This is a genomic window from Chroococcidiopsis sp. (assembly GCF_051657925.1).
Lineage (GTDB): Bacteria > Cyanobacteriota > Cyanobacteriia > Cyanobacteriales > Chroococcidiopsidaceae > Chroococcidiopsis.
Map to the genome: position 1 here is coordinate 1 of NZ_JBOFLP010000251.1, position 12083 is coordinate 12083.

The 12083-nt window shown below is 45.8% G+C and carries 9 protein-coding genes, 1 tRNA gene and 1 pseudogene; 5 read left to right on the forward strand and 6 right to left on the reverse strand.

The genetic code is table 11. The annotated features are described in order from the left end of the window. The 4 genes from ACRC32_RS20510 to ACRC32_RS20525 form a co-directional block, all read left to right on the forward strand. Positions 1 to 524, forward strand: a 524-nt coding sequence (locus tag ACRC32_RS20510) for a YsnF/AvaK domain-containing protein (RefSeq protein WP_438555707.1), incomplete at its 5' end; no start/stop codon positions are given. Between the two features lie 71 nt (positions 525 to 595). Then, positions 596 to 1609: a hypothetical protein gene (locus tag ACRC32_RS20515; RefSeq protein WP_438555708.1), complete on the forward strand. Its 1014-nt coding sequence runs from the start codon at positions 596 to 598 to the stop codon at positions 1607 to 1609. 462 nt (positions 1610 to 2071) lie between these two features. Continuing rightward, complete coding sequence (locus tag ACRC32_RS20520) at positions 2072 to 2551, forward strand: hypothetical protein (RefSeq protein WP_438555709.1); 480 nt, start codon at positions 2072 to 2074, stop codon at positions 2549 to 2551. Positions 2552 to 2867: 316 nt separating this feature from the next. After that, the gene (locus ACRC32_RS20525; RefSeq protein ID WP_438555710.1) at positions 2868 to 3263 is read left to right on the forward strand and encodes a CAAD domain-containing protein; all 396 of its coding nucleotides are present in this window, start codon (positions 2868 to 2870) and stop codon (positions 3261 to 3263) included. A 677-nt stretch (positions 3264 to 3940) separates the two neighbouring features. On the opposite strand, the gene ACRC32_RS20530 is transcribed toward ACRC32_RS20525, so the two are convergent. Then, positions 3941 to 4014 (reverse strand) — tRNA-Arg (locus tag ACRC32_RS20530). A gap of 132 nt (positions 4015 to 4146) precedes the next feature. Next, positions 4147 to 5250 carry a tocopherol cyclase family protein gene (locus ACRC32_RS20535; protein ID WP_438555711.1) on the reverse strand — a complete coding sequence of 368 codons (1104 nt, stop codon included), beginning with the start codon at positions 5248 to 5250 and terminating at the stop codon, positions 4147 to 4149. Between the two features lie 76 nt (positions 5251 to 5326). On the opposite strand from ACRC32_RS20535, the gene ACRC32_RS20540 reads away from it, so the two are divergent. Next, on the forward strand, positions 5327 to 6694 hold the full coding sequence (locus ACRC32_RS20540; RefSeq protein ID WP_438555712.1) for a DnaJ domain-containing protein: 1368 nt from the start codon (positions 5327 to 5329) through the stop codon (positions 6692 to 6694). On the opposite strand, the pseudogene ACRC32_RS20545 reads toward ACRC32_RS20540, so the two are convergent. The 4 genes and pseudogenes from ACRC32_RS20545 to ACRC32_RS20560 form a co-directional block, all read right to left on the reverse strand. Further along, a pseudogene (locus tag ACRC32_RS20545) lies at positions 6672 to 6899 on the reverse strand (type II toxin-antitoxin system HicB family antitoxin). The gene ACRC32_RS20540 and the pseudogene ACRC32_RS20545 overlap by 23 nt on opposite strands. Before the next feature lie 9 nt (positions 6900 to 6908). Then, the gene (locus tag ACRC32_RS20550) at positions 6909 to 7427 is read right to left on the reverse strand and encodes a GNAT family N-acetyltransferase (protein ID WP_438555713.1); all 519 of its coding nucleotides are present in this window, start codon (positions 7425 to 7427) and stop codon (positions 6909 to 6911) included. A gap of 91 nt (positions 7428 to 7518) precedes the next feature. Next, positions 7519 to 7818 carry a Uma2 family endonuclease gene (locus tag ACRC32_RS20555; RefSeq protein ID WP_438555714.1) on the reverse strand — a complete coding sequence of 100 codons (300 nt, stop codon included), beginning with the start codon at positions 7816 to 7818 and terminating at the stop codon, positions 7519 to 7521. Positions 7819 to 7898: 80 nt separating this feature from the next. Next, positions 7899 to 11885, reverse strand: coding sequence for a magnesium chelatase subunit H (locus ACRC32_RS20560; RefSeq protein WP_438555715.1), 3987 nt, complete (start codon positions 11883 to 11885; stop codon positions 7899 to 7901). Positions 11886 to 12083 lie beyond the last annotated feature (198 nt).

Consider the following 12083-nt stretch of genomic DNA (forward strand, 5'->3'; position numbering starts at 1 on the left):
CTTCATCTGGTGCTGCTACAACAGGTGCAGCCGTCGCGCAAAGCGCTCCAACTTACAACCGCGATAGCTATCAATATAAGCAAGAGCCGTCTTTGTACGAAATGAACGATCGCGATCGTCAAGATGTCAAACTGTACCAAGAGCGTCTAATCGCCAGCAAAAAACGTGTCAAGACAGGGGAAGTATCTGTTGGTAAGCACGTTGAGACTGAAACTAAACAAGTTTCAGTACCAATTGACAGAGAGCGAGTTGTGGTTGAGCGAGTGACTCCAGCAGATGCTGGAAAGGCAGTCGCTCCTGGTAGTGTTAACTTCGGCTCAGGCGAAGTGGCACGCATGGAAATTTACGAGGAAACTGCTGACATTCACAAAGAAGCCTTTGTGCGTGAGGAAGTCAGAGTCAATAAAGTCGTAGATCGCGAAACAGTTGAAGCACAAGAAACGATTCGTCGTGAAGAGATCGATATTAATAGTGAAGGTCGGACGATCGACGACAGAACTGGAAAATTACCTTCCGACCGTTAAGCAGTCTTCTTAAAAAAGCTATTGCCCAGATCGACGCATTAAGTCAATTTAGTACGAAGGAGATAATTTTTATGACCGAGAACGAGCAACCTTTAGATAAGCATGAAAGTACTGATTCCGAACGGGAACAACCTGATGCTCAGTCAGGAGGCTCAGGTATAGGTGCTGGGATAGCTGGAGCAGCGATTGGCGGTATACTCGGCGGACGAGCTGGAGGAATCGTTGGTGCAGTAGCGGGCGCAGTAGCAGGTGCTTTAGCTGGTAAAGGTACATCTGAAGCGGTTGACCACACTGTAGAGGGTGTAGTGGACGCAGCAAAGAGTGTAGCTGAGACTGTTAACCACACTGTAGAAGATGTAGGGGACAATGTAAAACATATAGGTGAGGAGGTTAAGCCTTCTGTAATCGGTGTAGTAGATGCAGTCAAGGATACTGTCCAAGATACTAAGCCCTCTGTAGTCGCCGCAGTAGATGCAGTCAAGGATACTGTCCAAGATACTAAGCCCTCTGTAGTCGCCGCAGTAGATGCAGTCAAAGATACTGTCCAAGATACTAAGCCCTCTGTAGTAGAAGCAATTAAGAGTGCATCTGAGGAAGCTAAGCCAGCTGTAAGAAGCGTAGCGGACTCCGTAAAAGCTACAGTTGAGGGGATCGAGCCAGCCGTACAGAGTGCAACCAACTCAGCCAAGAGTGCGGTTGAAGAGGTCAAGCAATCTACAAAAGGTGTAGCGGACTCAGTAAAAAGTACTGTTGATGATACTAAGCCAGCTGTAGTAGATGCAGCAAAAAGTACATCACAGAGCATCAAAACAACTGCAACCAATGTAAAAGATTCCGTCAAGAGTAGTGCTAAAGATGCCAAGCCATCTAGTACTCAGGGCTTTAAGCCTGACGAAAAACTCCAGGTTGGAGAAAATAAGCAGTTCAAAACACAGGGGGTCAGCACTGGAAAGCCAGTTGAAGCGAAAGACAAAGTTACTCTTTTTCCTCTTCCAACTGAAACACCCACTTCTAGGGAAAAGTTAGACTTCGACACTCAAGACCCTAACGTCATCATTCAAGATAACAGAGACAACACACTGTAGTAAGTTTGCTCACCCGCTTACTGGCTATTTAGAGTTGGCGGATCGCTACCTTTGTAGGGGGAGGTCATTGTCGATCTCTCCTTTTTGCTATATTGCTCATACCGCTCTTAGCAAGCGATCGCGGACTTCTAAGACCGCGATCGTAAGAGAAACAAAACACTAAGATTAAAATACGAGTGTTTAGATTTTAGCGATCGCATTTAAATAGTTGATTCCGGTACTCAAAGTGTTGAGTGCCGGAACAATGCAGTAATTTTTCTGTAAACGTAACACAAATGCAGGTGCATAGTATTAAAACCGAAATCTGAATCATTTTTAGGCTCGGTATTAATTTAAGAAAATTTACTAGTTGTTTATATGTCTTCCTTAAGATGTTTGGTAATCCTTCTAAAGGAACTGAAAAATAAAATACTAAACTGATGAAATTAAGGAATGTTACTCGTTTGATTGCCAGGATAATAAATGAATAATCGCTTAGAACCCGATGCTGATAGTAAGGTACATCCAGAGACTATTCCTACTGTGAATCGTACTTCCCCTGGACAAAAGAGAGTTGGAGTTGTAGAAGAAGTTCCTCTGAGAAGGGAAACAGTTACAACCACAAATTCAACATCGCACTCACCTCCAGATAAATCCAAAAAATCTAAACAAGATTATGGTCCTAGTCTGCCAATTCTTGCAGCGATCGCTTGTTGTATCCCACTAGCTGGGATTTTAGGATACCTAGTTCGTGGGGAGCGAGTTGTTACTCGCACAGTAACTCAAACAGTGCCAGTCCTTACGGTTCCTGCAAGTCCTGTAGTGACTCCATATCCTGTTTCCCCTGCTCCAAGTGCTGCATCTCCTTCCCAAGTTGGTCCTGAAGTTGTTGGTCCTGAAGTTGTTGGTCCTGAAAAGGTCGGACCTGCTCGTGTAGGACCCGATCGCGTTGGTAATAAGTAGAGGCTCAATTAATTGGGAGTCTTGACATCAATACCGATTAAAGACTGACTCCAGCCCCTCTTCCTCGCCAGATTAGCAATATTCTATTGTTAGTATCGAGTTTGTTCCTACTGGCGAGCCTGTTGTTGCCTAATTTGTTTCTGTCGATTCCTCGGGGCTAAATATAAATAGGTAGATGGAAATATTTATCGTTAGGGAAAAGCAGAAAATAGAAGGCTTCAAGCACAGAACATTTTTTTGTTAACTGCTAACTGTAAAGAGATAGTAGCCAAGAAAACAGCAGAAAACTTTTTAATTTTCACATAAGGAGATCGAAATGCAACAAACAGAATACATCAACACTAATCCAGAAGCGAGAGAAACATCAGAATCTCTAGCTCAAACAACGCAATCGACTGCCGAACAAATTGAAATGCAAGGACGACAGATCGGTAACAATATTACTGGATTTTTTGCTGAACTGCCTGAAAACATCAGCAGATTCTTTCAACAATACAAGCAACCAATTACAAATACTCTGCTCGTATTAGCCGCATTTATTGCATTGAGAGTACTTTTTGCAGTATTGGCTGCTTTCAATAGCATTCCATTATTAGCACCAACCTTTCAACTCATCGGTATTTTCTACTCAGTGTGGTTTGTTAACCGATATCTATTGAAGAAGCCAAATCGAGAGGAGTTGATCGAAAAGCTCCGATCGCTCAGTCAATAGTCAATAAGTTATTAGCTGGAAATAACTTTCAAGAGGTTAAATTTAGAACTTTTAGCTTGGCTAGTACGAGTAGATTTGCAAATATCTACCTCGAAACCGAAATAAAGTTATAGACGAGCAGATGAGCGATCGCTCTAATTTATTAGTAGCATCGCTTATTTTATTTTGGGATTCTAAAGTTAATAAAGCTAAAACATATATATAGCAGCAATTCTTTGAATAAATATCCGATCTCAAATCCGTTGAATTGAGCATAATTAAACTGCTAGCTCTGACCGCTAGAAAAAATTCGTCAATCCACGCGAAAATTGGCTGGTTGATAGCAGCTTTCTAATTCTTCCAGACTCAGGTGTGATGTCACCTCTATTTTGGTTGATGAGTGGGTTGAGCTATCTCATGAAGCGCGCGATCGCTTGGAATGGTTTTAAGTACAAAATCTCTAGTCTCATTAGCGCAGCCTAGATTGTGGGCAGGCAGCCCCGCCAGATATCTCGAGAAGACGCGATACTGAAACCTCATGGTAGAGGGGCTACACTGAGGTCGCTTGTACTCAATAAGCTTTGCCCATTAATTCAGCTAGGGATGGAGTAGCTGTTGGGATAAGAACTGGAGTAATGGTACTGAGAGCAGATTGCGGTTTGTACCTCGCCAGGGTTAGATCGAACTTGAAAACTCGACGGGACTGGCGCGTCTCGAACGCGCGACCTAGCGCTTAGGAGGCGCTCGCTCTATCCAACTGAGCTACAGCCCCAATCCTTTGCGATCATAGCAGAGGTCAAGGTTTTTTGGACAAGGGGGACAAGGAGGACAAGGGAGACAAGGAGGATAAGGAGAATTACAATCCAAAATCTAAAATTCCCCCTCACTCCTCACTCCTCACTCCTCATTTCTGCCACGTACTATCCCACGGGTTGCCACCGATTTCTAAGCCACAGACTGAACTTTTAGCCTCCAATATCAGTTTCTTGCCACCACGACAAGAATAGAGTTGTAAACTCACTTGCCCGCGCATCGTATCCTTACAGCAGAAAACTAGCCCGTTCTGGGTGGGCGCACGTAGGGGAGTGCCAGGTAAATCTGTCGTCCCCGTTAAAATAACTTCGTAGTCAGCATTTCTTGCCTGCATTTGCCAGCAACCCCAGGGCTGGATGTTCCACGTTACCTCGGAGTTCCAAGGGACGAATTCGTAAAATTTACCCCGATAATGCAAGCCTACCATTGCTACAGATTCCATCCACCACAACACTCCACGCCTACCACCGCCAGCAGTTAAGGCTAAGTCGGGTTCGTCGTCAAAACTATTGCAATTCAGCCAAAACCATCTTTGGGGAAAAGCACCGCCCCAATTCTTTTCGCTATAGGCTGGGGCGTTGGTAAACTCGTAGCGCTTGCCGTGCCAATCGATCCAACCCGTAGCTAAACCGTGCGCCATCAAGATTTGCCAGCCAGGTTCAAATATTTGTAACGAAGACAGCCAACCAGCTGTAGATTGCTGTATTCTACCGCGATCGCCCCATCCATAAATCGGTTGAATCTCGTACTGCCAGCGGCAATAACCATTATTGGCGGGATCGCGGATGATACCTTGGTTCCAGGTCGCAGTCGCTTGATAACCCTGTTGGATGTGGCGATCGAATTCGTCAGGAGAAAGCCAATTTGCTTGAGTCTCTAAGTCTGTTTGTCCCCAATGTCCTAAAGCGAGTTGAGTTGGACTCGCCCAAAAGCGCTTGACATCGGGATAAGTCCGCCATAAATATTTATCGTCGGGACCGAGAATCTGGGCTGCGCCTCCACTATGGGTTTTACCACCGATAGGGTCTTCGATGGAGTACATGAAAGCAAAAGTGTCGCCAGCAGGTAACGTGACGCGGTAATACCAGCCTTCAAAAAAACGGCGATCGCTACCATCCCAGTGATAACCACTATGAGGAGTTTGTGTTGAGGGAGTTTGTGTTGAGAAAGAAAAATTTTTGGGAATACTAACCATGACCGGATTTGTAAGTCCTATTCCAGTATGAGCGATCGCCTCATGCTATTGATGCAAGAAAGTTATCGCCATTGAGATGAGTCAAGTCGAAACCTATTACCAAATACTAGGACTAAAACCTGGTGCAACTGCTGCTGAGGTGAAGCACGCCTATCGTACCTTGGCGAAAACTTGGCATCCCGATTTATTTCCCGATCGCTCCCAATTAAAGCAGCAAGCCGAAGAAGAAATCAAAAAAATTAACGAGGCGTACCAGCAACTCAAATGGCAACAGCCACACGCGAGTAGAGTAGCTACAGCTTCAGGAACTTACTCAACCTACAAATCTTGCGCCGAGACTTATTTTAAGCGAGGAATGGAGAACGCCAGACGAGGTAGATATATCGTGGCGATCGAGGATTTTACGCAAGCGATTCGCCTCCAACCTAACTTCGCGGCTGCTTACAAATATCGCGGACTCGCTTGTTCTCGATTGGGATACAAACATCGGGCAGACTCTGATTTTAAAATTGCTCTAGAACTGGAACCAAAACCCAAAATACCTAAGCCATCGCCTCACACTCGCTGGAAATGCGTCAACACTCTCATCGGACATACGAACTGGGTATTTGCCGTGGCGATTAGTCCTGGCGGACAAACTCTAGTTAGTGCTAGTGCGGATACAACAATTAAGATTTGGGATTTAGCAACAGGAAAATTATTAAAGACTCTGATCGGACATACAGCATGGGTACGATCTATTGCTATCAGTCCCGATGGCAAATGGTTAATTAGCGGTAGCGACGATCGCACGATTAAGATTTGGCGGCTAGATACGGGAGAATTACTGCATACATTAATCGGACATTCCGATCCAGTTTGGTCGATCGCGATCGCGCCTGATGGAACAAAGCTGGCTAGTCATGGTAAAAATAAGACGATCCAGTTTTGGGATTTAACTACGGGGCAAAGGTTAGATACCCGCATCGGTCAGGCAAACTCAGCCTATTCTGTTGTTTTTAGTCCTGACGGGCAAACTTTAGCAATTGGCAGTTGTAATAAAACCATTGAAATTTGGCATTTAGGCATGGAACAACTGCTGCACGTCCTCAAAGGACATTCGAGTTGGGTTAATTCGATTTCCTACAGTCCTGACGGGCAGTTTTTAGCCAGTGCGAGTTATGACAAGACAATTAAATTATGGCGATTGGGTACGGCTAAACCTTTTTCTGCTGTGACGTGGCATCACAGCTATGTAGGATTTGTGGTATTTAGTCCCGACGGGCAGACTTTAGCTAGCAGGGGAGATAATACGATTAAGTTGTGGTATCCCAGTACGGGAAAACAGTTATGTTCGCTTCAGGGACATTCTGACTGGGTGAATGGAGTTGCTTTCAATCCACAAGGGAGCGTACTCGCTAGTTGCAGTCGGGATATGACAATTAAGATTTGGCATTTGAACTGAGTGACAATCGCGGCTCTGGTTCGGGAATAGTACGTCCTAATTCCTTCGCAGTCTCGATCCACTCTTGCATAATAATCTCTACATTCTATAATGCTGCTCGATTGCTTTTGCCATCAGCAGCACAACCTGGTAATTCTGGTACTTCAGCAATAAATGCTTTGTCTTCTTCACTCCAATAGAGAGTAATCTCATAGCGAAGTGTCATCTTGACCTCCTAACTCTTTACCCAATCTTCAACTGTTAAAGCCCAGCGTTCATGGTCACGCCATTCTCCATTAATTTTTAGGTATCGTCGAGAGAAGCCCTCTTTCGTGAAACCTAGCCGCTCTACCAAATGAATTGATGCTCTGTTTTCAGGCTGAATATTAGCTTCAACTCGATGTAAACCGAGTGTATCAAAAGCATAATCAATCGCTAAATGCACACCCTCTAACATCAATCCCTGACCTGCAAAATCTACATCAACGTAATAACCAAGACAAGCATTTTGAAACGCTCGATAGAAGATCTGACTGAAATTTGCTACTCCAATAATTTTATTATCAGTTAAATGACATATCAGCAAACCTTCAAAATTCTCATTTTGGCAACGATTGATATAGATTTTACACTCTTGCTCATTCAGTGGAGGAAAAGCCCAGGGGAAATGAAACTCCTTACTTCTTTTGTGAAGAAATAGCAATTCTTGCCAATCTTCTTTGTTTGGTTTTCTAATAAAAACACGAAGCGACACGAGGTTCCTGACTGTGTAGCTAGTAGAGTAGGAAATGCCAACCTTATTGTAGTCTCAGCAATGCAAGAGTTTATTATTTAAAAAATTAGAACTACTTTAGTGAAACGATTGATAGCTCCGCATTAGGCAACCGAACTGCACCATTAGGCAAAGTAAAACCAGTAGAAGAAGCAAAAGCAATTCCTAGAACCTCTTCATGATTCCAGTTGCCAAGTTGAGCTGTGAGATTAGCATTACGAATGCTAGTTAATCCACCTGCTAGAGACATTAGTAATAGAAACCCGTCAGCATTACGCTCAAATCTAATTAGTTCGTTGATTTGACATAGCTGAAAAAATTGCTCGTCTGTCAGTTGAACAACAGGATTGAGGTTGAGCGTGAGGGCATCCATTGGTAAAGTCTATATTTCGCGTCGTGTAGAAACGCTGCTTGCAACGTCTCTACACGGTTATAACCTAATGAACCTACGATCTATTCAATCCCTTCAATCCGGTCTTCCACCTCCTGATACAATTCCCGCAGCAGATCCAAATTGTTCTCGTCCGTATCCCAATAACCACGTCCATTTGCTTCTAACAAAGTAGAAACCATCTTGCGGAAGGAATGCGGATTTAAATTCAACAACCGCTGACGCATGGCTTCATCTTTAATGAAGGTGTCATTAGCATCTTCGTAGATCCAATTATCGACAGCCCCCGCAGTCGCACTCCAACCCATTGTATTGACTAATCGCTTGGAGAGTTCCCGCACGCCTTCATAGCCGTGAGACAACATTCCTTCATACCACTTGGGATTTAACAACTTGGTACGAGAATCTAAACGCACGGTTTCTGATAGAGTGCGGACTTGGGCGTTAGCTGTCGTTGTATCTGCCATGTAGGAAGCAGGAATCTTACCATCATTCCGCAAACTTGCCACAACTTTTGTCGGATCTGAGTCGTAGTAGTGCGATACGTCCGTCAAACTAATCTCGGAAGAATCGAGATTTTGGAATGTTACCTCAGCAGTTTTGAGGGTAGTTTCAAAAATCTGCCGCGACTGTTCCATCGTTCCAGGATTATCGGCACTGAAAGCAAAGGATTTGCGCTTGAGGTACATTTCCTGTAACTCGGCTTCGCTATCCCAGGTGCTATTTTCCACTGCCAAATTAATATTGGACGAGTAGGAACCGGAAGCATTGGAAAATACGCGGGTTGCAGCTTGACGCAAGTTAATTCCCATGTCCTCAGCTTGCTTCAAGGCGTGTTTGCGGACAAAATTCATTTCTACAGGTTCATCTGCTTCCGCCGCCATTTTCACCGCTTGATCTAGCAGGTTCATTTGGTTGATAAACAAGTCGCGGAAAACACCGGAACAGTTAATGACAACATCAATTCTGGGTCGTCCCAACTCTTCCAAGGGAATCAATTCCAACTTGTTCACCCGTCCCAAAGCATCGGGAACCGGACGCACGCCGACCATCCACATAATTTGAGCTAGGGATTCTCCGTAAGTTTTGATATTATCGGTTCCCCAGAGGACGCAGGCGATGGTTTCGGGGAATTTTCCGCCATTTTCTGCTCTGTTGCGGTCTAACAGGCGATCTACGACGATTTTTGCCGATCGCACCGCTGCCATTGTTGGGATTGCTTGCGGATCGAGGGCATGAATATTCTTGCCCGTAGGTAAAACATCGGGGTTGCGGATCGGGTCGCCACCAGGACCAGGTAAGATGTACTCTCCTTCTAATCCCCGTAATAAAGCCCCCAGTTCGTTATCAGCACAAACTTGTTGCAGGCAGAATTCCAAGTATTCAAATAAGGGTTTGAGGGCATTCGGATCGACCTTAGTGTAACCTGCTTGGTGCAAGGCTTCTACCCAAGGTTCCTTTTTACCCATATTGAAGAAATTGAGTTTGGAAACTAGGGAAACTCTACCTTCTGCGTCGGTTTGTGCTTGTACCAAGGCGCTGACTGCGGCGCGACTGGCAAGGGTGATGTCTTGTAATAATTGCACGTCTTCCAAGACACCGCGATCGCTATTGTGATAAATTTCGTCAATATCCCGCCCGACGCTAGTGGCAATAATCCGAGGTAAACTCTGGATCTCTTCTTCAGCCCGATCCAAACCAGCAATATTAACCAAAGTTGCGATCGCTTCCTCTGCTGAAGGCGGCTTCCCAATAACGTGCAACCCGCAAGGCAACAACCGCGACTCAATTTCCATCAACTTGCGATACACCAAGCCAACAATATTATCCCGCTCCTCGGCAGTCATGTCTTTGGCATCTTGCTCTGGCAAGTTAATATCTTGGTCTAAATTCACCATCCGGCACTTATCCATGATGGTGTTGACAATGGGAATACCGCGACCGGAATCTTTTAAAGTTTGATAAGAACCGATTAGTTCGCTTAATTCCTTCAAACCCTTATACAGTCCAGCATTTTCGGCTGGCGGTGTCAAGTAAGAAATCGTTTCGGCATAACTGCGGCGTTTGGCAATTGTGGCTTCACTGGGGTTATTTGCCGCGTAATAGTACAAGTTGGGAATCATGCCAATTAAATTATCTGGGTAGCAGTCACCCGACATCCCCATTTGCTTTCCTGGCATGAATTCTAAGGAACCGTGCGTCCCGAAGTGCAGCACCGCATCGGCTTGCCAAATTTGCTCTAAATAGGTGTAGTAAGCCGCAAAACCGTGGTGGGGGCTAGCAGAACGGGAGAATAACAACCGCATCGGGTCGCCTTCATAGCCGAATGTCGGCTGTACGCCAATAAAAACATTACCGAATTGCTTGCCGTATACCAAAAGGTTTTGCCCGTCACTATTGAGATGCCCTGGCGGTGGACCCCAGTTTTCCTCTAATTTTTGCGAATAGGGAGTAAGCGCTTCGTACTCCAGTACGGACATCTTGTAGGCAACGTTGAGTTCGGGGCTGCTATACTGCGCCTGGGCATCGTGGATCACCTGTTCCATCAACTCTTTGGGCGACTCTGGCAAATCCTGCACATCGTAGCCGTTATTTCGCAGGGCTTGCATCACCTCGTAAATGGAACCGAATACATCTAAGTAGGCGGCTGTCCCCACGTTACCCTTATCGGGTGGGAAGCTGAATACGGTAATGGCAACTTTTTTTGCGAGTTTTGGCTTGCGGCGCAGGTTAGCCCACTTCATCGCCCGTTGGGCGATGGCTTCAACGCGATCTTGCAGGGCGATCGCTTTACCTGTCGCACCGTCTCGACCTGATAGAATAATCGGTTCGATCGCCCCATCCAGTTCGGGAATGGCAATTTGTAGCGCCACTTGGATCGGGTGCAAGCCTAGATCGCTATCTTGCCACTCCTCCGTCGTCTGAAACACTAAAGGCAGGGCAACCATGTAAGGGCGGTTCAGCCGCTTCAGTGCTTCAATTGCTTTGGGATGATCCTGTCGTGCAGGTCCTCCTACCAAGGCAAAACCCGTGAGGGAGATCGCCGTATCTACGAGCGAATTTTTGCTAACAGGGTCGTAGAAATAAGCATCGACGGGCTTGGAAAAGTCCAAGCCGCCCGCAAATACAGGAACTACCCGCGCGCCCATCGCTTCGAGTTCCTGTACGATTGCTACGTAATGGGCATCATCCCCCGTTACTAGGTGGGTGCGTTGCAGTACGAGTCCCACGCAAGGCGCAAGCGGGTCTTTTAGGTCGCTAGAGATATCTTGGCGGCTGTTGTGCCAGTTGAGGTATTCCTTGATATCCTCAAACATAGTGGTTGACAAGGGATGCCAAATACCCATGTCGGGATAAACTACTGGTTCCTGGTATTGTAGGGGCGCACAGCTGTGCGCCCCTACAGATTTGATGACGTATTTGTCCGCCAACATCAGCAAGAAGTTTTCTAGGTTTTCTGGCGACCCCCCCAACCAATACTGAAAACTCAACATGAAGTTACGCGCATCTTGGGCTTTGTCGATGGGCAAATACTTCAGTACTTTGGGTAAGGTTTGGAGTAGCTTCAGCATTCCATCTTGGAAAGAAGCCCCAGATTTTTCTTTACGCTTGCGCATGAACTGGGCGATCGCGCTTTTGGATTGTCCCAACTGCGCCATCGAGAAGCTACCCATCTTGTTAAGGCGCATCACCTCTGGCATTGAGGGGAAGACAACAGCCACATCCAATTGCGATCGGTGCGGTTCTACTGCAGCTACCACCTTTTGCGCCAAGTCTTCAATAAAAATCAGTGAGGCGATGAAGATGTCGGCACTTTGGATATCGCGCTTAAACTCCTCGTAGTTTTCAGGGTCTCGGAGTTCTTCGATCAGATAGCCGCTAATTTCGATCGCCAAATTCGGATTTCTTTGGTTAATTTGGCGTACCGCTTGCGATAAGGCACTCTGATACTGGGACTCTAGCACGACATAGACCACCTTGATCAAAGCACGTTCTGCCAGGTTGTCGGGCGTAATGTGTCGGATGGTGGACTTGACGTGTGTGAACATTCGGTAAGGCTCCTTTGATGCGTGTTCTCTGTCTGTAGGGATCTCTGGCAATGAACGTAGGACACCAGATACACACTTTCCTAATGTCCCACTTGTACCTCTACGCAGTAAGTTCGGCGATCTCTACAGATTGTGAACTGGTCGCGTTACAGTTGAAAAACCAAACTGCGATCGGCGTAGAAAATACACGGCACATGA